Genomic DNA, 22,845 nt, shown 5'->3' with positions numbered 1-22,845 from the left:
CATTCAGCGGGAGTTCAACGCGCTTTAGACAAGGCGAAGGCTTGAAGGCATAGTGGTGCTCTGTCGAAAGCCTTAAACGCAGTATAAAGCACGTTGCCATGTAGTGAACATCAGCCGCCCTTCGGGAGTCACACAGGCATCCCACTCCGGTGTTGCATTGACTTAAAAGGGAATAACCATTTCTGCGTCAATGCGCCTTGGATTGAAATGCCTGTGAGGCTCTGAACTGATTAGATATTTAATGTGATTGGTATGAAAGCAAGATGAAGAGAGTGGCGAGCGGGGGGATTGTGTTGGCAACAAAAAGGCGCCGTAGCGCCTTTTTGTTTATAGAAGGTGAAATGCTAGCGCTTACAGCTCCATCACGCCGTCCATTTCAACTTGAGAATCCTTCGGCAATTGCTTCACGCCGATAGCAGCACGTGCTGGATATGGCTGGCTGAAGTAACGGCTCATGATTTCATTCACTTTAGCGAAGTGGCTTAAATCAATCAGGAAGATGTTGAGTTTAACGATATCGTTGATTGAACCACCCGCAGCAGTACAAACCGCCGTCAGGTTTTCAAATACTTGCACGACTTGCGCTTCAAAATCATCGCTGACGATTTGCATTGTGCTTGGCACAAGCGGGATTTGGCCAGATAAATACACTGTGCTGCCGACTTTAACCGCTTGTGAATAAGTGCCTATGGCCGCTGGGGCGTTTTCGGTCGCTATGATGATTTTTTCTGCCATGACGCTCTCTCTAGTGTTGAGTTAATTAACGATTACGGGATGTGCGCAGTACTTCGGGCAGTACCCTTATTCGGCGCATTACGTTGGCTAAATGTATCCTGTCTTTCACCGAAATCCGCAGGTTGATCAAATACACGCGACCATCACGTTCTTCAGTGCTGAGGTTGTGAATGTTTGAACCTTCGGCGGCAATGATCGAGGTGATCTTCGCCAGCGCACCTTGGTGGTTAACGATTTCGACCCGCAGATTGGCTTGGTAATCAACGCCTTCAACATTATCCCATTGTACGGGAATATACTTGTCTGGCTCGCCTTGATAACCACGAATATTGGCGCAGTTTTCCATGTGCACCACTAAGCCCTTACCTTGGCTTACGTGGGCTATCACGGCATCACCTGGGATGGGGCGGCAACAGTTGGCGAAGGTAACGAGCATGCCTTCGGCGCCACGAATTGGCATCATGTGGCCGTCGCGGCTCTCTTGATTCTCAAGATTATCGCCAATCAAACGCTGGGCGATAACAATACTCATGGCATTGCCAAGGCCGATGTCGGCGAGCAGCGAATCGAGCGTCGTATGTTTAGTATCGCGAATGACTTTTTCAATCTGCTCAGGCGCAATGTTGTCGAGTTTAGTTTTGCCTAGCGCATGGTTGAGCAGGCGGCGACCGAGCGCAATCGCGTCATCACCCTTAAGGCTTTTCAGCACTTGGCGGATTTTAGCGCGGGCCTTACCGGTTACCACAAAGTTCAGCCAAGCGGCATTAGGACGTGCGCCTTTAGCGGTAATAATTTCAACGGTTTGGCCTGAAATTAACGGTTGGCTAAGCGGATAGGCTTGGCGGTTAACGCGGGCACCGACGCAGGTATTACCCACGTCCGTATGCACTTCGTAGGCAAAGTCTACTGCAGTGGCATTGACAGGTAATTCTAGAATGCGACCTTCAGGGGTGAACACATAAATCTCTTCAGGGAAGAGTTCCGTCTTCACGTTTTCAACGAATTCGAATGAGGTGCTAGCGCTTTGTTGTAATTCCAACAAGCTTTGCATCCACTTACGGGCACGCACTTGAGTCGTCGTGCCTTGGCCTGTTTGCGCACCGCCTTTGTAGGCCCAGTGTGCGGCAACCCCTTTGTCGGCCATCTGGTCCATATCTTCGGTACGAATTTGGATCTCAACGGGCACGCCGTGTGGACCAAATAAAGAGGTATGGAGAGACTGATAACCGTTGGCTTTAGGGATAGCGATATAATCTTTGAAACGACCGGGACGAGGTTTGTACAGTCCATGCATGGCGCCGAGTACGCGATAACAAGTGTCGATGGAATCGACTATCACCCTAAAGGCGTAGATATCCATGACTTCTTGGAATTGCAGCTCTTTACTCTGCATCTTGTTATAGATGGAGTAGAGGTTTTTCTCGCGACCTTTGACTTTTCCCGGAATACCCGCATCGTTTAAGCGCGTATACACAGCGGCTTCGATGCCTTGGATCAATTCTTTGCGATTGCCACGGGCGGCTTTAACGACTTCTTTAAGCACCCGATATCGCATGGGGTAATACGCTTGGAAACCTAAGTCTTCTAACTCTGTCTTGATGTTATGGATACCGAGACGGTTAGCGATGGGCGCGTAGATTTCTAAGGTTTCGCGGGCGATACGGCGACGTTTGTCGGGACGCAGTGCGCCTAAGGTACGCATGTTGTGGGTTCTATCGGCAAGCTTGATGAGGATAACGCGGATATCCTGCGTCATCGCCATCATCATTTTACGGAAGTTTTCAGCCTGAGCTTCTTTCTTGTCGCGAAATTTAAGCTTATCGAGTTTTGACACGCCTTCGACGAGTTCGGCCACCGCGACACCGAATAGTTCGGCTAAGTCGTCTTTGGTGACATGGGTATCTTCGATAGTGTCGTGGAGCAGTGCTGCCATCAGCGTCTCATGATCAAGACGCATGTCAGCAAGGATGCGGGCAACCGCAACCGGATGAGTAATATAAGGTTCGCCACTCGTGCGCATTTGCCCTTCGTGGGCATCGCGCGCAATCTGGTACGCCTGCTTGAGCAATTCTACCTGTTCAGGTTCTAAGTAACCGGAAGCAGACTCCTTTAGACCTTCAAACAGATACAAGTGGCAGCTCTCCTTTTACCTAAATAGGTTTTTACTCAAAAACTATAATGAACGACCTTCAGCAATGGCTGCAACCGCTGCAATTTCAGCGGCTTCACGTTCACGTACCGTTTGACGCTCATCGGCATCTAAGGTGTGAGCATTAACTAAACCTAGTTCGATTTCACGCAGGGCGATAACCGTGGGTTTGTCGTTCATCTCTTCAACCATAGGGTCTTTACCCTGCACGGCGATTTGGCGAGCACGACGCGCCGCAACCAAGATCATATCAAAACGGTTGCCGATTTGTTCTACGGCGTCTTCTACAGTTACGCGAGCCATGTGTTGAAACTCCAGTTTATCTAGGGAAAAAATGACGCAAAATTGTACACTATGACAGCTATCCTGCCAACAGATCGTGAAGCATATCATTTTGCGCGTGGATCTGACTAGCACCTGTTAAGCGCTGACTGCGAATGATGGCACGCAAATCGGCTAAGGCAGTGTCAAAATCGTCGTTGACGATAATAAAATCATATTCTTTATAGTGGGACATTTCCGATACGGCTTGTGCCATACGGCTGGCGATAACATCGCTACTGTCTTGTCCGCGACCAGTGAGGCGGCGTTCTAGCTCGGCTTTAGAGGGTGGTAGAATAAACACACCAACGGCTTCTGGCATCACGGCTTTAACTTGTTCGGCACCTTGCCAGTCGATATCGAGGAAAACATCGATACCTTGGGTGAGCGTATGTTCGATTACATGGCGCGAGGTACCATAGTAATTGCCAAACACTTCTGCCCATTCAAAAAAGGCATTTTCAGCAATTAAGGCTTTGAATTGCTCAACATTAACGAAGTGATAGTGTTGACCATCAACTTCACCTGGGCGTGGTGCGCGGGTGGTATGAGATACCGAAACCTGCATGTCGGCTGGCTTGTCTTTAAGCAAGGCTGAAATCAACGAGGATTTACCTGCGCCACTTGGCGCCGACACAATAAATAAATTTCCGCGTGCGGTCATGAGCTAAATATCCAATGGGTTAACGCAAGAAGGGCCCAGAAAGCCGAGTATTATACCGATTTTGACCATAGAAATACTAGGGCTTGTTGGCTGGCAATTTAAGCCTATTTTAGATTTACTTCGATATTATGTGCATTTTTATCCGACTTGGGTCGTAGGCACTGACAATTGCGGGTAAATTGGTTACGCTCGTGCGAATAAGGCAATGAGTGTCTTTTTGTATCTCGTTTTTACAACAATAAAGGAAGGGTCGTGCTGTTAAAATCTCTTTTCTGCCTTTACGGGCGTGATTCTCGTCCCCGTTTTGTCGCAATCAGTGTTGGCGTTTACGTCTGTATTGCATTTGCCGCCGCTGCTTTTGGGGCTAATTTTCTGATGTATTTGCTGGCATTGTTGGGTCTACCTTTATTAGGGCTCACCAGTTTGCGTCGTTTGGCCGATGCCGATAAGTCAAAAGGCTTGATTGGCGTATTTCTATTGCCGTTAATAATTTTCATCGGCCTGTTAGCGGCCGGTGTGCATATTGCCTTAATTGGATTGAGTTTAGTGTTAGCCGCGGGACTGACATTTTGGGGCTGGCGCTTTCCTGCACCAACGATAGTGGATTATCGCTACGGTTATTTCGGTCCTGAGCTGGATGCACCAACATCACAGGCAATGCCTAGGCGCCGTGTGGAACCGACTATCGTTCCTAAAACCATCGCACCTAAAACCATAGATCCTAAAATCGTAGATCCTAACACTATAGACCCTAAAGCCATGGCATCTAAAACTGCCATAGATCCTAACATCATTGATCCTAAACCTATTGTTGCTCAAGACGTTGCCGTAAGACAATCGGCAAAATCTACCTCTCATATTCAAGCACAACCTCAAGCTGAAAGGCATGAACCACATGTTGAGCAGCTTCATGCCCAAACCATTAGTGCTGAGACTGTGTCTGAGCCAGAGGTCGATTTGTCTACCCATGTTGAATCTGTTTTAACATCGCCGAGGGTTGAGCCGAGTGTTAGCGCGGCGGAGGCAGAGCGAGAGGCGTTGCGTCAAGATGAGCTGCGCTTTGATGCGTTAACTCGAATGACGCAGAATCCTGCCGATTTTGTGATACCAGACAGCCATGCGGATTTTCGTCCTGCTAATACTAGCCGCGTTGAACAGACCCACATTGAGTTGGTCGATGTCGATGTGGACAATGTTGATTTGAAACATGTCGACTTTACTGCGGCGCAATTAGATCCTGCCGAGCGTAGTGCTGAACCCGGTTGGCGTTTTACCGCCGAAGAAGATGACGAGCCTGACAGCTTTAACGATAGAGATCATGCCGAAGAAGTGCGTCAGCGCCGCGCCGAAGCAAAAGATTCTGGTTCGATGACCGAGCTATTTCGCGGTTTATTTGAGTTTTTGGCGCCACTAAAGCGTTTCTTGGTGTTGCCTAAGATTAAACTGCCGAAAGTGGAACGCCGTTATTGGCGCCCAGCAGGAATTGGCTGTGGCGTGGTGCTCTTGATTGCCTTGGTGTGGGGACTTTGGCCAAATGGTGACGCAGAGACGGGTGATGGTGCAGAAGTTGTCACGGTTAACGCGATTGCGCCCTATGCGGGTGAGCGGGTGACGCTCGCGTTACCGGACGGTTTTTCTGTGGCGCTGGAGGATGACATCTTGATCATGCGTTGGCTCGGTGAGAAAGGTAAAGCACAAAACCTGTGGTCCTTAGCGACGGCAAAGGGAGATAAAACTTGCAGCGTCTTATCCTTTAACAATGGCACTGACTATCGTCCTGTGACTGTGGATCTGAAAGCGGATTCCGCTTCAGAGGCGCGATTCTCACCACTCGATACTCAGGCCATCATTATTGACCTCGCCCGTCGAGGTAATATTAGCCTGTGTGGTTATAAGTTCAGTCTTAAGGGCAGCCAAGCGATATTGGAACAAAATCGCACCTTTGGCGATTATATTGCTCGTTAAAAAAGTCTGCAGCTAAGTCGATAAAAATTCTGCTGAAATGCTAGTCACAATTAGAGGGGTAGATTACACTTTTGCTCCTCTTTTTCTCAAACCGTACTTTAGGTTGTTTAGGTCGCTGCGGTTTGGGGAAACACTTTTAAATTTGAACTGAATATATCAATCCAGCATGAATACAGAATTGACCTTAGTCATTATGGCTGCGGGGCTAGGTAGTCGTTTCGGCGGCGATAAGCAATTGGCGGCACTCGGCCCCGCGGGTGAACCCATGTTGGTGCTATCAATCATGTCGGCTATTCGCAGTGGTTTTCAGCGTGCTGTGCTGGTGATCCGCCCAGAGTTAGAAAGTGAATTAACTGAGATCCTGACACGATTTTTGCCAGCCGATTTTGAATATCATTTTTGCTATCAAGTCTTAACGGATTTACCCAAAGCGGCGCAGTTGGCGGATCTTAGCCACAGGCTTAAACCTTGGGGCACGGCCCATGCACTCTGGAGTGCGCGCCATCTCGTTAAAGGGCCAATGGCCGTTATCAATGCCGATGATTTTTATGGCGATAGTGCTTTTGCTTCCTTAGCCAAAGGCTTAAGCACTAGGCCAACTGAGTGGATGATGGTGGCCTATCCCATAGAACTCACGTTGTCGGAGTACGGTGGCGTTAACCGTGGTTTGTGTCAGGTTGAAAATGGTCAGCTTAAATCGGTCGCCGAATGGCTTAATATCGCCGAGCAAGCAGGCCACTTAATGGGTGATTGCCCGCAGGGTCATGCTAATTTGCCGGCGCAGTCCTTGGTATCTATGACATGCTGGGGCTTCTCCCCAAACATATTTGATGTTATTAAACGTGAATTAACCGAATTTATCGGGCAACAGGGGCAACAACCTAAGTCTGAATGCTATTTACCCGCCATAGTACAAGCGGGAATTGAGCAAGGTTTGCCTGTCTATGTCGATGTTGCCTGTGAGCCATGGCTTGGCGTGACTTATCCGCAGGACACTGTCTGGGTAAAACAAAAATTAACGGAGTTATTGAGTGATTAAACTCATCAGGCAGTCAGTGTTGCCTCATTTTGGTATTGAATCTGCCGAGGCGAAAATTTCTGCCCTCGGCAATGGTCACATCAATGACACCCTTTTAGTGCGCTGGCCTGCGGGCGAATTGGTATTGCAGCGAATTAACACTGAGGTATTTAAAACACCCAACGCTTTGGTCTGCAATGCCGATAAAATTAGCCATCATTTATGCGCTAAGTCATTGCAGCAACAATACGGCCTTAAAGTCGTTAGCCCATGTTTAACCCAAGAGGGTGAGCTGGCTATCGATTTAGGCGAGCAAGGATTTTGGCGTGCGATCAGTTACTTGCCCCATAGTCTCAGCATTGAAGTGGTTAAGTCGGAACAAGAAGCGGAAATGGCGGCCAAGGCCTTTGGGCATTTTGCCTCAGCCTTGAGTGATTTTGATGCGACAGAGCTTGAAGATGTGATCCCTCAATTTCACCATTTACCGGGACGCATGGCCTTACTAAAGCAGGCCGCTGAACTCGATAGTCAACATCGTTTAGCGCTCTGCCGTCATTGGGTCGATTACGCGTTATCTCAGCAGGCTTTGCTGGATGAACTTGCAGAAATATCGCCAAAGCTGCCACTGCGAATTTGTCATAACGACACTAAAATCAATAACATGCTTTTTGATAAACGCGACATGTCCAGCATGGCGATTATCGATTTAGATACCTGTATGAAAGGTCATCTTATGTATGACTTTGGCGACATGGTCCGCACTTTCTGCTCGCCAGAGGAGGAAGACTCTACGGCCTTGGATAAAGTCCAAGTGCGTCAAGACATCTTCGCCGCGATTTGCCGTGGCTACTTGAGCGAGTTGGGTGACGTTTTAACGGAAGACGAAAAGCGCAGTCTGTGGCTCGGTGCTCGGGTGATTTGTTTGATGATAGGTGTGCGTTTTTTAACGGATTATCTTAACGGTGATGTGTATTTCCACATCCACCGCGAAGGCCATAATTTAGACCGCGCCGCCAACCAGTTTACCTTGTACCAAAGCTTGCTCGACCAAGAGGCTGTGCTTAAAGCTAATTTTTAATTCAGCGCTTGGATATCTGTGCATTGGTATTTGTGTACTGATCCAATGCATTGTTAAAGCGTGTAGTCGAAAAACTTACGGCTTTGTGGGCCTGCGCTATTGGTGTTGACCTTGTTGGGGTGTTTATATTCGCCCCAACTTGCCACGTTGCGGCCCACGTTAAGTTTAGGGAAACTCAGCGGCTCGCTTAAACCTAATGCGACATCGCGATTCTCCGCGTTTGCTTCCATTCCCAAAAATTGCAGTAACTGACTTAAGCTTCCTGCATGGCTCACATCGATTGAAATAAAGTCTTCCCGCCCATTAAAGTAAGTGAACACTTCTTGCTGATGCTTTTGATAACAAGCAATTAAGTGCTCACTGCTGGCAGGTTCCGCCACTTTATCTATGGCGAAAGTATGCCTAAAACTGCGCTTTAATATTGGATGGAAGCGGCCTGTTTTTTCATCCAAATGGGGCGCCATTTTACCAAGTAACATCTGCATCGAAGGCAACCAAGTATTGATATCGCGGTCGAGATAGACAAACACTGCCTCGGGAAATAATAAATCCAACTGCTGATAATCGCTGAAACAAGGCGTGTCGGACACGGCGTCGGCCAGCATAAATGCCTGCTTAGTAAAGGCCATGTGTGCCACTTTTAGCCCTTGCTCCAACAGCGCCACACTTACACTCGTGGTGCCCGTGCGTGGCAAACCTATGATAAAGACCTTCTGTTTTTTCACCTTTATCTGTTCGTCACTGAGCGCATTCGACTGGACTGGATACATTGCATCTGGCGTCGCAATCTGTGAATGACCAGTAGGTTGAACATTGCTGATACGCCGTGCATTAGCAGTACATTGTACGTGAGTAGAGGTTGGTGAATTGTTGGCGTTATCAGACATAGGTTAGGCTCAGAATGTGTGTCAGCGGTGCGGTAAAGCCGTAAGTTTCAACCTCGGCGTTTCACATTGGCGTGTCAAATCAGCGGCGGCATTATATCTCAGCGCGAAGGCTTTGTCGGTAGTATACCCAAACAACCTGAAGATGCAGGATTCAGCGGGAGTTTAACGCACTTTAGGCAAGGCGGTTATTTGCAGACCTAGCGGGCTAAGTTAAAAATAACCAACACAGCATAAAGTGCGTTAAAACCCGCCGGGACGGAGCGCCTAGGGCACTCCACTTCCGTGTTGCATCAATTCAAAAGGTGGCCGACATTCTGTCATTGATGCGCCTTGAATTGAATCACCCTAGACGCTCTGAAACTCGTATATTCAGGTAGCTTGGGTATATACATAAAAGTCACGAACAACGGCAATGCGCCACAGTAAAGGCGCCACTAAATTGTATGATAGCTGCACTGTAGCTGCACAATAATAGCAAGTGGATGACCGCAAGGCTTAGAAACGAGATCCCGGATTACCAACAAGGCTCATTTCCCTGCATTGCATAGCCATATTGGTATTGATGAGGCGATTATTAGCGCTATTTAACTCATAATGTGAGGCGAATAGGTTTGTTATTCGCCTCATTATGTGAGTAGAATAGGCTTATTATTCGACTCATGGGGTAGATATGTGGATTTGGCAGCAAGCCGATTGGCCTAAGTTTCATTGGAACACCAGCAGCATTGATGCCTTGCTGCGTCAGGTCTATTTCAATCAGGGCCAACTGCTTGGCAAGCAACTGCTAAGTCACGACAACAGCCTATTAACTTCAGACGCTACACTCGACATCTTACTCGCTAACATTATCCATTCCAGTGCCATCGAAGGTGAAACGCTCAATGCGGCTTCGGTGCGCTCATCCTTAGCTAAAAAACTCGGCGTGACTGAAGGCAAACCGTATCCGACAACAGCGCAAACCGATGGTTTGGCTGATATGATGCTCGATGCCTTAAAAAATTTAGAGACTGAATTAACCCTCGAACGGATATTGGGCTGGCATCAGCAGTTATTTCCGCTGGGTTACACATTACTTAACCCTGTTATTGGCGGAACGCTGCGTGGCGATACACCTATGCAGGTTGTCTCTGGCCGCATTGATAAACCAACAGTGCATTTTGAGGCACCTTCTAGAGCAGTCTTGGATGCTGAACTCTCGCAGTTTATCGAATGGTTTAATGCTTCACGGCAAGCGCAGGCTTTAGATCCGCTTATCCGTGCGGCGATAACACATCTTTGGTTTGTTACTCTTCATCCACTTGATGATGGTAATGGGCGCATCACGCGCTTATTGACTGATTTAGCTCTGGCGCAAGCGGAGAAACGCTCGATTCGTTTTTACGCTATGTCGGTCAGTATTCTTGCCCGTCGCCAAACCTACTATGACATTTTAGAGTCCACTCAAAGGGGCGATGTCGATATTACTCCTTGGTTAGTCTGGTTTTTTGAAACCCTCAATGATTGCTTACTCAATGCGATGGCAGATGTGAGCAGAACGCTGTCGAAAACTCAGTATTGGCAAAGTGTCGACCAATCTTTATTGAGTCAAGAGCAAGCCAAAGTACTCAATCGCATGTTAGACGGCGATTTTGAACTAGGGATTAATAGTAGCCAGTACCAAAAAGTCGCGAAGGTGAGTCGCGCCACCGCCACCCGTCATCTTGCGCAAATGGTTGAACAGCGGTTTTTAGTTAAAGCCGACGCCGGCGGCCGAAGTACCAGATACTTATTGCCACTCAGTTTGAAACGATAAGGGTTAGGCATATTATCAAGCACTTGCATTCCAGTGACTCGCAGCAAGTCCATCCCTGGATGCTCAACCGTGACGTCCTGTCACGGATGGTCACTTCCATGCTAGTGCTTAATCCTGTTAGCATTCGCGCATATCTGTTAGCTAGTAGAACCAATTGCTTAATAGAAATTTGAGATAGATTCTGGCTCAAAGTCGACGCTGGCGACCTCAGTACCAGACGCTTATTGCCGAGTGGGAAATTGGTCGTTTCAGTGATCTGAGTCCACTTCATCTTGGGAGGTTATAATAGTCGGTACAATAATCTAAGTGATACGGCGTTTATTGGTTTACAAAGTGGCTTCCCTGCAGGCTCGACTACAATTATTCAGGCTGTCGGCGGCATTTTCAATAAGTATAGCGAGTCTGTTCAAACTCCAGCATATCTTCAATTAATCAATATCTTATATAATTTAGAGTCAGTTGGACGATGAGCAGCGCTACATGACTAAATTAATTTATTGTCGTTAATAATTTGTACTAATTGAGTGATTGCATCTCTAGATAAACGGATAGACTGACTTTTCTTTCCGAGAATTTCACGTGATGTTGAACCATAAGTATCAATCTGTAAGAAGGTTCCTTCCTCTGTAGTCACGACCGAATATGTAGCTTTTACTTCGCTATGGGTACTTTGTTTTTCCATTTCTAATTTAATTAAGTCTCTAACAATTGCCATAGATACGTCCTTATCAATTCTTGTACAAATTTTTGACTACACATACCTTTAGCGTATGATAACAAAAAATAAATTACTATAAGAACCACCTTTTTTAAGGTGTTGAATTTCTTGGATTACCGCTTTAATGACAGATTTAGATAAGAATGCAGGGACGTACATTGACCTATTCTCTGGATGTGGTGGCTTTTCGCTTGGCTTAGGAAAGGCGGGTTGGAAGGGAGTTTTTGCAGTTGAAAAAGATGCAATGGCGTTTGATACCTTCAGGCATAATCTTATCGACAGCAAACATGGTCATTTTGACTGGCCTGAATGGTTACCTAAAAAAGAAACAACCATTCAAGATCTACTCGAGCACTACCGTGAGCAATTAGCGTTACTCTCTGGCAAAGTAGATTTAATTGCCGGAGGCCCACCTTGCCAAGGTTTTTCAATGGCTGGACGTCGTAATCCTAAAGACCCTCGCAATCAACTCTCAAATGAATATATAAAGATGGTTGAGCTTATTAAACCTAAATATCTCGTGCTTGAGAATGTACGCGGGTTTAATAGTAAATTTATTAATGCTCAGGGTGAAAAGGCTAAAAAACCTTATTCAATGGTCGTAAAAGCAAGGCTCGAAAAGCTTGGATATAACGTCTATACCGATTATGTTCACAGTAAACGATTTGGTGTACCACAGCAGCGTGTACGCTTTATTATGATTGGTATTCGGAACGATTTACCACAGATTGATCCCTTCGATATACTTGAAAATATTCGTCCGATATTTTTGAAGAGTAATGGTTTGCCTTTGTCAGAGGTTTCGGCGAAGCATGCGATCAGTGATTTAGAAATAACAAATGCAACTCTTGTACATCATTCCGGCAGTTTGGCTAGCGGGTTTAAAAAGCTTGATTATATACAGCCTCAGTCTCTTACTGCGTATCAAAAGCTTATGCGAAAAGGGATGGGTAAACGAAAACCTAATAGCTTACGCCTTGCTAGACATAAAACAACGACAATAGATTCTTTTATCCGTGCTCAGTTGTTGTGTCGTCCAGGAATCGCTTTAAGTAAAGCAGAACAAACTATACTTGGCACTAAGAAGCAAGCACGAACTGTGCTAGACCCTAATGCACCATCTAAGACATTAACGACACTCCCAGATGATCTACTGCATTATTCTGAACCAAGAATATTAACAGTAAGAGAGAGCGCAAGAATTCAGTCTTTTCCTGACAGTTTTGAGTTTAAGGGGAAATACACTACTGGTGGAGAAAGACGCACTCAGGAATGTCCTAGATATACTCAGGTAGGAAATGCAGTGCCACCTTTATTGGGTGAGGTATTAGGTTATCTTTTTTCATGTGTAATGAGCAAAGGAAATGCTGTATATGAAATTTAAAATTAGCTCTGGTTTGAAAAATATAATAGGGAAAGATTTAATTACGGATGATTTCGTTGCAATTTTTGAGTTGGTTAAAAACTCTTTTGATGCTTATGCCGATAGAGTAGATATATTTTTCGGGAAGGATGAGATATATATAATTGATAATGGCAAAGGAATGTCTAAAGATGACATTGCAAATAAATGGCTTTTTGTGGCTTATTCTGCTAAATCTGATAATAGCGAGGATGTTGATTTAGACTTAGATTACAGGAATAACATTCGGTCTAAAAGAGGCTATTACGCTGGAAATAAGGGTGTTGGAAGATTTTCTTGTGATAGGTTAGGCTCAAGGTTAAAAATTCAATCTAAAACAGAATGTGAAGATAAAGTAAATCAAATATCACTTGATTGGGATGCGTTTGAGGTAGACCAAAAAAATAGATTCGAAGATGTTGATGTTCAATATGAACCGATAGATATATTTGAATTACCAACTGGGATACTTAATTTTTCAATGCTTTCAGGGACTGTTTTGAAAATAACATCCTTACGTGAAGTTGATAGTTGGGACCGAAAAAAATTATTAAGATTAAAGTCATCTATTGCAAAATTAATTGATCCTTTTGGTGTAAAAAAAGATTTTTCCGTTTTTATTCATGCACCAAAAGAAACTGCTTCTGATAAAAAACAATTAGATGATATTGATGACGATGATGCAGGCGTAGAAGGAGTAGACAAAAGCTCTCCTTATTTAGGAATTGTTAATGGGAGAGTTGATAATTTAGTTTTTGATAAATTAGCTAAAAAGACAACTAGAATAAAAGTAAGTTTATCTGAAAATAAAGAGTACATATACAGTGAGCTTATAGATCGGGGAGAGGTAGTCTACAGAATAAAAGAACCTTTAAGTTTTTGTTTTTTGTCAACAAGTAATATTAGTGTTGAACTTTATTATATGAATACAATTGCAAAATCAAATTTCACAAAGTCGATGGGTGTTCCTAATACACAGTTTGGTTCTATATTCCTATTTAATAATGGTTTTCGGGTTTTTCCAATCGGTGAGCCTGATGATGATTCTTTTTTGGGTTTAAATAGCAGGAAAACTCAAGGGTATAGTCGATTTCTTGGAACAAGAGAGTTGCTCGGCCTTATTGAAATTAGTGATAAAACTGATATTTTCAAAGAGGCAAGTAGTCGAGACAAGGGTTTAATAAATACTCCTGCAGCAGAGCAGCTTAGAAGTTTAGTTTTTGACAAAGCGATTAAGAGACTGGAGGCCTATGTTGTTAATGTGTCTTGGGTTGATAAATTAGATGCGGAATCAGATAATCTATCGAGAATTTTGACAGATCAAGGTAAAAGTAGGGTTGTAAGAGTTTTAGCAAAATTAATATCTGGTAAAGATGTAGAATTAATTGAATATAGTGAAAAATTGATCGATATTATTAGTGTTAGAAATGACTCATTTGAAGAAACAATTATTAATTTGCAGCAGCTTTCAAAAAAATCAAATGATGATTACTTGCAAAATAAAATTGATTCAGCTCTTACGCAGTTTAGAGCTTTGAAGGAAGCGGAGGAGCTATCTCGAAAAGAGGCTGAGCGTGAACGATTCATCAGGGAAAAAGCAGAACTTCAAGCAAAAATTGATAGAGATGCTAGGGAGGCTGCTGAACGAAATCTTGAGAGAACTGAACACAATCTTGAGATTATAGAAAGAGCTTTCAATGAAGAGAAGAAAAGGACGCTTTTTCTTACTAAAGTAACATCTGTTGATTTGGATACTATTAGAAATTTTCATCATCAAATTGGAATTTATTCATCAAGTATAAATCATTTACTTCAGCTAAATTTGGATAAAATAAATCGGGGGCAAGATTTTAATAAGGAAAGTCTGAAGCAACTTTTGGAAACTGTTAGTTTCAAAAATCAACAGATACTTACAATTTCTAGAATAGCAACTGTTGCTGATTATAGGTTGAGTGCTGAAGAAATTACGGATGACGTTGTTAATTTTTCTAAGCAGTATTTAGAGAGTGTCGTTAGCCAATATGAACCAGACATAGATGTTTATTGGGATTCAGATGGAGTAGAGTGGGTAATGAACTTTATGCCACTGGAACTTATGATTGTTATAGATAATTTAGTTCATAATGCTTCAAAACCTAATACTGGGTGCACTAAAATTACTTTTCACTCTCATTTGTATGAAAAAAACCGATTGCAAATAGATGTATATGATGATGGATACGGTTTTGCAGAGCATTTAAAAGTGGATATTAATCGTATTTTTGATATTGGTGTAACTACGACTGATGGTTCAGGATTGGGGTTGTATCATGTAAAACAAGTTGTTAATAATATGGGCGGAAGTATTCATGCTGACCTTTCATTTAAAAACGGAGCAATGCTAACAATGAGGTTTGCAAAGTGAAATTGACTTATAAAGTATTATGGATTGATGACCGTCAGAATCAAGTTTCAGCAGCTCAGGAACATATTAAGATAAAACTCGCCAGAATGGGTTTTGAGCTTGAGCTGAAGCAGATGCAAAAGGTTGATAGTGATAGTTGTTTGAGGAAAACTTTAGTTAGAGATGACTTTGATTTGTTGGTTGTTGATTATAAAATGCAACCGGATGCAATGAATGGTAGTGATATAATTAAAATTATTCGACGTCATTGTACCTCTGTTGATATAGTTTTTTATAGTAGTGAAACTCCTCAGGAGTTACGGAATAAAATCAATTCAGATGGGGTTTATTGTGTTAGTAGAAATAATTTGCCTGCTAATTTGTCAACATTAATTGAATCTAGACTGAAGAAAACTCTAGATTTAAATCAGATGCGGGGGTTGTATTTGGCCGCCGTAGCGGATTTTGACCACTTAATTGATGATATAATTCATTCTAGTTTTAAAAAGATTAATGATGAAGCTCTTAAATCTAAGTATTTAGCCTCTGTGATTGAAGTTGCGCGTTCTTATCATCAGAAATCTATAAGTAAAATAGAAAGTGTTAAAGCGTGTGCAGATATTGAAAGACATACGGGTTTACTATCTAGCGACCCAAAGATTTCATTGTTGATTGATATTCTTTCAGATTTTGATGATGAACAATTATATGCATATTTAGGTATTTTAGATGGCTATAAAAAAGATATTATTGAGCCAAGGAATAAGCTCGCTCACTCAATGGAAATCTCTTTCTCTGAAGGTAAATACACTTTAAAAAATAATTTAAAGCAATATGAGTTTAGTTTGGATGATTTTTTAGGGTTGAGACATAAAGTGTTAGATTATAAAGATGTTTTTTTGAAGATTTCTAATATTTGAATGTGCTAATTTTTGTGGATTCATATTGATTTGGCTCTGTGTAAATCTATTATAATTGGTCTAATTTTTATAAATTTAATGATGTATTTTTATTACGCGTTTCATGGGTAAAATATAAGCTGAGTTTATATTCTTATTCTCTAACATAAACTTATTTTTGGCTAACGGATTGGTATTCCATGATGTGGGCTTATATTTTCAGTCATTGCTGTTGTATGTTCCACGGACTATGAGTCACATCGAACAGTTTTCTTTTGTTAGTTGAGCATTTATGTCGTGGTTACCGTATTGAAACGACCTTGGCGCTCAGTTGCAGTTTTATCTGCTCTAAATAATCAATGATTGCACTGGGCTGTTCGAATTCAAGCTGCAGTGTTGGCTGAGAAGCGGTACGAATTTCTGGGTGTAGATTGTCGCCGTCATTTACGGCTGAAATGATGGTGTAGCGGGGATAATCTTCTTCGCGACAAATGGGGTCGGCATAGTCTACCCAAAGAATAAAGTAGCCGCTTTTTCGTTTGAAATAAAAGCTTGGACACATGTCATTTTGATAGCTTTTGTCGATAAGAAATGGGTATTGGCTCAGGTCGAAACCAAGATCAAATTCATAGCCAAATGTTTGATGATAAGCGCTCATATTTCTGCCTTAAATAGTCAGTTAGACTGACTATTATTATAGTTGAGCAGGCTATTTAATGTGCTGTTTTATATGGTTTAAGCCTGTTTTAAGTTAGTCTTTTTTAGCTTTGTGGTTGTATTCGTTATAACCCTTTTTTAAAGCCGTTTTTATCGTTAACCCTATCTAATCATTGCCCAATCTCTTTACTAACAACTCCATCAAAAACGCTATCAATACACTCACCGTAGTCGGCAAATGTTTTCGCTGTGGATAAACCGCGTAAATGCCGTGTTCGGGGAGTGGGCGGTCTGCGAGCAAGGCTTGTAGGCGGCCTGCTTGTAAGTCGGCGTCGACCATGAAACGGGGCATATTGGCTATGCCTAAACCATCGAGTGTGGCTTGGTGGATGGCATCACTATTTGAGCGCTGTTATAGCAGTCGCCTTACCCTATGCTCTAACCCGTTCAGGATGCTGTGCTGGATATGTGGGGGGAAATCATCTGGCAGTTGCGCTTGTATCCGTTGGATAACCATAGGCGTTTTTTCAACAAACTCCTCAAGAAGCTCGTTCATGGCTTGTTGACTAAAGCCGACTCGATTTGCCGTAGCGAGAAAATGGCGGGGAAAGATTTGTTCAATCTGGTATTTTTTCCCTTTAGTGGCTGTCAGTCCCATGGCCAGTTTCGCATCGCGGATGTTAAGTCCTGTACCACCCAGCACTGGATAAACGGAGATGATGTCGTAGAGTGGGGTAAGCTCGTATTTTCCTTCGGGCCTGATAAATAGCGAAAAGTTTTTAGCGTGGCCGTCTGTCGCCGCCAGTAACCAAAATAACACTTGTGCTTTCATGAAGATGCGCCGATCTCTTTCTGGGGCAAGCGATCCCATCAATACGTACATTATCTCGCTAATGCCTGGTCCCTCTTGGTTCTCGTATTTCCTCGCTGAGGGGATATTGAGGGTTTGGCAAAAATCTTCCTGTGGTAGGCGCATCAGCCAACTATTGTCCGCTGCGTAGCGGCGATCGAAGCGTTCAACAGCGAGTGCTTTGATATTCCCAACCTTAAGGATTTCGCAATCGGGTACAGGTAAACCATATTCTCGAGCAATAGATATGCACAGGTACTCGTTTTCGACACTGTCCGATAGATCTAAGGTGTGGGAATGGGTGATTATCTGGCCGATAGGGAGTTTGATTATGTGACTGGTTGGCGTTGAACCATGGGGTAAACACCACTGACCATCATATTTCAGCAGGGCGGTTTTTTCCTGTGCTCCAGCAACTGAGATCCGAAAATCGTCATATTCTTCGAGCATGCCTAATGGGATCTTGGATTGGTAACCTGCTAAGACCCGTACTAGGGCTGCGTCATCCAGTGGTTCACATTCAATTTTTTTAATGTCTTCGGGTTCAATACCTTGTGGTACCAGTTGCAAGGCTCCGACACTATCTTGGCCGACTTTAGTCAGTAAATCGAAGGGTTGGGTTGAACTAGCTTGATAGCGTGCGAGGATACGCTGGCGAATTTCCGGTGAGTCAGGCAGTAAGTTATCAAAGAAGTTATAAACTTCATTGCCCTGATAATGGCGTTGGCGTAGAGGCATAGACAACGATATGGGGCGATTTCCTGGAATAGCCAGCCAGTCGCTATTGTATTGAAATCGATGGGCTCCTGTTTCTTCTTTAGAGAAAGTACCGACTAGAAAGCCATTCATATAAACGTCAAGTGCTGCCATTACCACTCCTGAGCCCATTGCTTATTGTCAGCTGAGCCTGTATCACTGTCACTCGCGTTGCGAGGTTTGAGTTCTATTTCGAGTTCGAGGGCTGATAAGAGTTTGAAAAATGTATCAAGTTTAGTGCTGTCGGGATTCTGTTCGAAGTTGGAAATAGTGCCTTGGCGTAAGCCAATTTTCTCACCAATTTTAGCCTGGGAGAGTCCCTGTGATTGGCGAACATCTTGTATATAAGCGCTAAGCTGTTTGGTTGTGGTGATCTTCATCTTGAATTCCCATTATTTCCCAATACGCTTTAAAGTATAAACATAACTTAACACGCTATAGCGTATAGTCAATGTTTAAGACGTTACAGCGTATAATTTGTTTATATACGTTGTAGCGTATAAATAGTGGCTAAAAATGCAAGTGTAGTATTGATTAAAAACATAAATCGGATTGTTCAAATGATCCGCTATCAGCCTCTCGAGAGAGTCAGTCTGATGGTCTCTGGTCTATTGTTTATTTTTCATAGGGGGTGAAAGAGAGTTGTCCTTCCTCATTACTGACAAGTGAAAATTTACCCTAACTTGCCACTCGCCAGCTTCTCTATCAAAAATTCAATCAATACACTCACCTTAGTCGGCAAATGTTTTCGCTGTGGATAAACCGCGTAAATGCCATGTTCGGGGAGGGGATGCTCTGCGAGCAAGGCTTGTAGGCGGCCTGCTTGTAAGTCGGCGTCGACCATGAAACGCGGCAGGTTGGCTATGCCTAGACCATCGAGTGTGGCTTGGTGGATGGCATCACTATTGTTGACTTGATAGTTACCGTTTGGCTGGATGCGAGTTGGGCCCTGCGGGCTTAAGAAGGTCCATTCAACACCATCACGAAAATATGAGTAGAACAAACAGTTATGTTGGCTGAGTTGCTGCGGCGTTTGTGGTGCGCTGTGGCGAGCAATATATTCGGGAGAAGCGCAAATGACACTTAAACAAGGGGCGATTTTACGAGCAATCAGGCTTGAATCTGGCAGTTCGCCGATGCGAATCGCCAGATCGAATCCGCCAGCAATTAAATCGGTGGTCTTATCATCCATCTGCATTTGCAGCTGTATTTTCGGGTAACGGCGCAGAAACTCGGGGATCAAAGGTGCGATATGCAAGCGGCCAAATACCATAGGGACGGCGATGCGTAAATTGCCCTGAGGCGCTTGTTGTAGCTCAGAAATGGCGTCCAAGCCGTCTGCTGCGAGTTTAACTGCAGGACGAACATAGTCAAAATAGCGGGCGCCCGCTTCGGTAAGACTTAAGCTGCGAGTGGTACGGTGCAAAAGTTGAATACCCAGACTTTGTTCTAATAGGGTAATGCGTTTACTTACAGCCGATTTACTCAGTCCAAGCTTTTGACTTGCAAGCGAAAAGCTACCGCATTCCACGACCGTGACAAAGATAGGTAATGCCGAAAAGTGCTCCATGGTGTCCTTAGATTATCGCGTTCCCCTGCCATTATTGTTGATGATACCTCAACAGTCAGTTTTTATTATCGTGGTTATCATCGCCCTTGATGCAAGGTAGACTAATGCACTTGCTGATTGCGGGTGTTGACTGTGAAGCCTAGTTATTTTCGCGCTCATCGCTCATGTTTATCGCTTATCTTGATTACTGCTAGGTAGTTAGCCACAGTGTTGCCGCAATCGCCGATGTACCATTCTCGATGCCACTGAACGGCATGGGATGGGTCTTAGCTATTTTGTCAGAAAGAGAGTTCCTATGTCCTTGCCTTACCAATGGATTTTGTTCGATGCCGATGAAACCCTATTTTATTTCGATGCCTTAAAAGGGCTTAAATTGATGTTTAGTGAGTTTGGGGTCGATTTTACCCAAGCCGATTTTGATGAGTATCAGTTAGTTAACAAACCACTTTGGGTTGATTATCAAGATGGCAAGATAACTGCCGCCGAGTTGCAAACCATACGTTTCGAACCTTGGGCAGCCAAATTATCTGTCACGGCCATGACGCTCAATGGTGCATTTTTATCGGCAATGGCCGAAATTTGTTCGCCGCTACCCGGTGCCCGCGAGTTATTAGCCGCGCTCCAAGGCAAAGCCAAATTAGGTATCATCACTAACGGTTTCACTGAGCTACAAACCGTGCGATTAGAGCGTACAGGATTACAGCATCATTTTGATATTTTGGTGATTTCAGAAAAAGTCGGCATAGCCAAACCTGATGTAGGCATCTTCGAGCACGCCTTCGAACTCATGGGCCATCCTGATCGCGAGACTGTGCTCATGGTCGGTGATAACCCGCATTCTGATATCCAAGGCGGCATCAATGCAGGTATTCATACTTGTTGGTATAACGTCCACGGCCACGATGTACCCGCCGGTATCGCCCCGCACTATCAAGTGAGCTCGCACCAAGAGTTGCAAAAAATCCTGTTACCGTAAACGATTGTTCACTGAGCCTAGCTCAGCACTCGATATTACTGACTCAGAGTGAGTGCTTTAACTGATATTCCCTCAGTGCCATAAAATACAAAAAAGCCCTTACATTAAGGGCTTTTTGGTATCTAAAACGTGTTAACTATCATTACTCAACGTTTTGGATCTGCTCGCGCATTTGCTCGATGAGCACTTTAAGTTCCACTGCGGCTGAGGTGATGTCAGTGCTGATGGACTTAGAGGCGAGCGTGTTCGATTCGCGGTTGAATTCCTGCATCATAAAATCTAAACGGCGACCTTCGCTGCCGCCTTTTTTGAGGATGCGGCGCGCTTCGGCTACATGGGCTTCGAGTCTGTCCATTTCTTCGGCGACATCTTGTTTCTGAGCCAGAAGCACCATTTCTTGCTCGATGCGGGCTGGGTCGAGTTCACCTTTTATTTCGGCAAGGCGGTTGGTGAGCTTTTCGCGTTGATACAGCATCACCGTTGGCATGTGCTCACGTACGATGGCGATTTGCTCGCTTACGCCGTCTAAGCGGCTTAACAGCATGTCTTTGATGGCTTCGCCTTCACGGCCACGGGCTTCGATGAATTGATCTATGGCTGAGTCGAAGGCTGTCATCAGATCGGCGCCGATCGCATCCATATCTTGTTCACCGCTCGCTAGCACGCCCGGCCAGCGCAGGATGTCGGTCAGATTGACATCGCCTTGTCCCGCTTCTTGCTTGAGCCAAGTGGCGGCGCCTAATAGCTGTTTTGCTAGCGCTTGATTCAATTGCAGCTCGTTATTGCTGTTATCTGCCAGCTCGTAGCGCAAATTGACTTCCACTTTGCCGCGGCTTAAGCGTTTACGTAGGCGGTCGCGCAGTACGGGTTCGAAGCTGCGGAATTGCTCGGGTAAACGTAGGTAAGTTTCGAGATAGCGTTGATTGACTGAGCGAATTTCCCAGGAGGCAGTGCCCCATTGTGCTTTGTGCTCGATGCGAGCGTAGGCTGTCATGCTTTGGATCATGGGTTGTCCTAATGGTTTAATCGTCATAATGAGAGGCGATTATAGAGTCAATGGCTTTAGGATTAAAGGCATACAGTATAAGACTGCAAGTTAATGGGTACTTTGCCTAGATGAGTTTGCCAGAGAATCACCCTAAGCATGGCATCCTAAGGCTCAAGCCCTTATAATATGCAGCCAAAATCGGTCAATGACTCAGAATACAGGAATCTCGCATGCGTCCAAGTAACAGAACGCCAGCACAAACTCGTCCCATCACTATCACTCGCCAGTTTACGGCCCATGCCGAAGGTTCTGTGTTAGTGGAATTTGGCGAAACGAAAGTGCTTTGTACCGCCAGTTTTACTGAAGGTGTGCCACGTTTCCTTAAAGGTCAGGGTCAAGGCTGGGTGACGGCGGAATACGGCATGTTGCCACGTTCGACCCATAGCCGTATGGATCGTGAAGCTGCTCGCGGTAAGCAATCTGGTCGTACGCAAGAAATTCAACGTCTTATCGGCCGTGCTCTACGCGCCTGTGTGGATATGAAAGCCCTAGGCGAAAACACTATCGTGATCGACTGTGATGTGATCCAAGCTGACGGTGGCACACGCACTGCCTCTATCACTGGCGCCTGTGTGGCCTTAGTGGATGCGTTGAACTGGGCGCGTGGTAAAGGCATCATTAAATCTAACCCGCTGAAATTCCTTATCGCTGCTGTCAGCGTCGGTATTTACAAGGGTGAAGCGATAAGCGATCTAGAATATATCGAAGACAGCGCCGCCGAAACGGACATGAACGTGGTGATGACAGAAACGGGCAAGATCATCGAAATTCAAGGCACCGCCGAAGGCGAGCCATTCAGCCACGAAGAATTACTCGAACTGTTGGCATTGGCGAAGAACAGTATTCGTGAAATCGTCGATGTGCAGAAAGCCGCACTGAACTAATATTATGGAGATGAAAAAGCCCCGTCATGTTATAGAGTGCGGGGCTTTTTATTAACTGCAGTTTTTTATCTGCAGCAAGATGCTAGTGTAGTG

20 protein-coding genes and 1 pseudogene are annotated in these 22,845 nt (G+C 44.5%); 9 read left to right on the top strand and 12 right to left on the bottom strand.

Features of this window, described 5'->3' with window-relative positions; all coding sequences use genetic code 11:
• Nucleotides 1-351: 351 nt before the first annotated feature.
• From KO537_RS14130 to gmk, 4 genes are read right to left on the bottom strand one after another with little or no spacing between them, the layout of a single operon-like run.
• A complete protein-coding gene (locus KO537_RS14130) occupies nucleotides 352-735 on the bottom strand; it encodes a RidA family protein (protein WP_006079838.1) in 384 nt (127 codons plus the stop codon).
• Nucleotides 736-760: 25 nt separating this feature from the next.
• Nucleotides 761-2,866, bottom strand: a complete 2,106-nt coding sequence (spoT, locus tag KO537_RS14125) for a bifunctional GTP diphosphokinase/guanosine-3',5'-bis pyrophosphate 3'-pyrophosphohydrolase (RefSeq protein WP_219234694.1) — start codon at nucleotides 2,864-2,866, stop codon at nucleotides 761-763.
• 42 nt (nucleotides 2,867-2,908) lie between these two features.
• Nucleotides 2,909-3,187, bottom strand: a complete 279-nt coding sequence (rpoZ, locus tag KO537_RS14120; RefSeq protein ID WP_007651394.1) for a DNA-directed RNA polymerase subunit omega — start codon at nucleotides 3,185-3,187, stop codon at nucleotides 2,909-2,911.
• 58 nt (nucleotides 3,188-3,245) lie between these two features.
• A complete protein-coding gene (gene gmk, locus KO537_RS14115; protein WP_105251162.1) occupies nucleotides 3,246-3,869 on the bottom strand; it encodes a guanylate kinase in 624 nt (207 codons plus the stop codon).
• Between the two features lie 252 nt (nucleotides 3,870-4,121).
• Here gmk and KO537_RS14110 point away from each other — a divergent pair, with 252 nt between their 5' ends.
• The 3 genes from KO537_RS14110 (at nucleotide 4,122) to KO537_RS14100 (ending at nucleotide 7,930) form a co-directional block, all read left to right on the top strand.
• Nucleotides 4,122-5,834 carry a hypothetical protein gene (locus tag KO537_RS14110; protein WP_219234693.1) on the top strand — a complete coding sequence of 571 codons (1,713 nt, stop codon included), beginning with the start codon at nucleotides 4,122-4,124 and terminating at the stop codon, nucleotides 5,832-5,834.
• 166 nt (nucleotides 5,835-6,000) lie between these two features.
• Complete coding sequence (locus tag KO537_RS14105; RefSeq protein ID WP_219234692.1) at nucleotides 6,001-6,873, top strand: NTP transferase domain-containing protein; 873 nt, start codon at nucleotides 6,001-6,003, stop codon at nucleotides 6,871-6,873.
• The gene (locus tag KO537_RS14100) at nucleotides 6,866-7,930 is read left to right on the top strand and encodes an aminoglycoside phosphotransferase family protein (RefSeq protein ID WP_168826533.1); all 1,065 of its coding nucleotides are present in this window, start codon (nucleotides 6,866-6,868) and stop codon (nucleotides 7,928-7,930) included. Before KO537_RS14105 ends, KO537_RS14100 begins: the two co-directional genes overlap by 8 nt.
• A gap of 53 nt (nucleotides 7,931-7,983) precedes the next feature.
• Here KO537_RS14100 and KO537_RS14095 read toward each other — a convergent pair whose 3' ends face one another.
• On the bottom strand, nucleotides 7,984-8,817 hold the full coding sequence (locus KO537_RS14095) for a sulfotransferase (protein WP_219234691.1): 834 nt from the start codon (nucleotides 8,815-8,817) through the stop codon (nucleotides 7,984-7,986).
• Between the two features lie 670 nt (nucleotides 8,818-9,487).
• On the opposite strand from KO537_RS14095, the gene KO537_RS14090 reads away from it, so the two are divergent.
• A complete protein-coding gene (locus KO537_RS14090; RefSeq protein ID WP_219234690.1) occupies nucleotides 9,488-10,609 on the top strand; it encodes a Fic family protein in 1,122 nt (373 codons plus the stop codon).
• Nucleotides 10,610-11,093: 484 nt separating this feature from the next.
• On the opposite strand, the gene KO537_RS14085 is transcribed toward KO537_RS14090, so the two are convergent.
• Nucleotides 11,094-11,324: a hypothetical protein gene (locus KO537_RS14085; RefSeq protein WP_219234689.1), complete on the bottom strand. Its 231-nt coding sequence runs from the start codon at nucleotides 11,322-11,324 to the stop codon at nucleotides 11,094-11,096.
• Between the two features lie 127 nt (nucleotides 11,325-11,451).
• Between KO537_RS14085 and KO537_RS14080 the strand changes: the two genes are divergently transcribed.
• Genes KO537_RS14080 through KO537_RS14070 form a run of 3 tightly spaced genes read left to right on the top strand, consistent with a single transcriptional unit; the run spans nucleotide 11,452 to nucleotide 16,032 of the window.
• Nucleotides 11,452-12,711 carry a DNA cytosine methyltransferase gene (locus KO537_RS14080; protein WP_219234688.1) on the top strand — a complete coding sequence of 420 codons (1,260 nt, stop codon included), beginning with the start codon at nucleotides 11,452-11,454 and terminating at the stop codon, nucleotides 12,709-12,711.
• A complete protein-coding gene (locus tag KO537_RS14075) occupies nucleotides 12,701-15,133 on the top strand; it encodes an ATP-binding protein (protein ID WP_219234687.1) in 2,433 nt (810 codons plus the stop codon). The genes KO537_RS14080 and KO537_RS14075 overlap by 11 nt, the downstream gene beginning before the upstream one ends.
• Nucleotides 15,130-16,032: a hypothetical protein gene (locus KO537_RS14070; protein WP_219234686.1), complete on the top strand. Its 903-nt coding sequence runs from the start codon at nucleotides 15,130-15,132 to the stop codon at nucleotides 16,030-16,032. Before KO537_RS14075 ends, KO537_RS14070 begins: the two co-directional genes overlap by 4 nt.
• Nucleotides 16,033-16,312: 280 nt before the next feature.
• Here KO537_RS14070 and KO537_RS14065 read toward each other — a convergent pair whose 3' ends face one another.
• The 5 genes and pseudogenes from KO537_RS14065 to KO537_RS14045 form a co-directional block, all read right to left on the bottom strand.
• Nucleotides 16,313-16,669 carry a hypothetical protein gene (locus KO537_RS14065; protein WP_219234685.1) on the bottom strand — a complete coding sequence of 119 codons (357 nt, stop codon included), beginning with the start codon at nucleotides 16,667-16,669 and terminating at the stop codon, nucleotides 16,313-16,315.
• Nucleotides 16,670-16,834: 165 nt separating this feature from the next.
• Nucleotides 16,835-17,074, bottom strand: a pseudogene (locus KO537_RS14060) (LysR substrate-binding domain-containing protein); the annotation flags it as partial.
• 6 nt (nucleotides 17,075-17,080) lie between these two features.
• Entirely contained in the window at nucleotides 17,081-18,388 is a 1,308-nt protein-coding gene (locus KO537_RS14055) for a type II toxin-antitoxin system HipA family toxin (RefSeq protein WP_219234684.1), read from the bottom strand.
• Nucleotides 18,388-18,654, bottom strand: coding sequence for a helix-turn-helix domain-containing protein (locus tag KO537_RS14050; protein WP_219234683.1), 267 nt, complete (start codon nucleotides 18,652-18,654; stop codon nucleotides 18,388-18,390). The genes KO537_RS14055 and KO537_RS14050 overlap by 1 nt, the downstream gene beginning before the upstream one ends.
• Nucleotides 18,655-18,947: 293 nt before the next feature.
• Entirely contained in the window at nucleotides 18,948-19,844 is an 897-nt protein-coding gene (locus tag KO537_RS14045) for a LysR family transcriptional regulator (RefSeq protein WP_219234682.1), read from the bottom strand.
• 295 nt (nucleotides 19,845-20,139) lie between these two features.
• Between KO537_RS14045 and yjjG the strand changes: the two genes are divergently transcribed.
• Nucleotides 20,140-20,820 carry a pyrimidine 5'-nucleotidase gene (gene yjjG / locus KO537_RS14040; RefSeq protein ID WP_219234681.1) on the top strand — a complete coding sequence of 227 codons (681 nt, stop codon included), beginning with the start codon at nucleotides 20,140-20,142 and terminating at the stop codon, nucleotides 20,818-20,820.
• 142 nt (nucleotides 20,821-20,962) lie between these two features.
• Here the strand turns inward: yjjG and KO537_RS14035 are convergent, their stop codons facing one another.
• Nucleotides 20,963-21,826 (bottom strand): YicC/YloC family endoribonuclease, encoded by an 864-nt coding sequence (locus tag KO537_RS14035; protein WP_219234680.1) that lies wholly within the window; start codon nucleotides 21,824-21,826, stop codon nucleotides 20,963-20,965.
• A 212-nt stretch (nucleotides 21,827-22,038) separates the two neighbouring features.
• Between KO537_RS14035 and rph the strand changes: the two genes are divergently transcribed.
• Complete coding sequence (gene rph / locus KO537_RS14030; RefSeq protein WP_006079862.1) at nucleotides 22,039-22,752, top strand: ribonuclease PH; 714 nt, start codon at nucleotides 22,039-22,041, stop codon at nucleotides 22,750-22,752.
• Nucleotides 22,753-22,845: the final 93 nt, after the last annotated feature.

It is taken from the genome of Shewanella sp. NKUCC01_JLK, assembly GCF_019345615.1.
GTDB lineage: Bacteria > Pseudomonadota > Gammaproteobacteria > Enterobacterales > Shewanellaceae > Shewanella > Shewanella oncorhynchi.
Note: the sequence above shows the minus strand (reverse complement) of the source record. Positions and strands in the feature narration are given on the sequence as shown.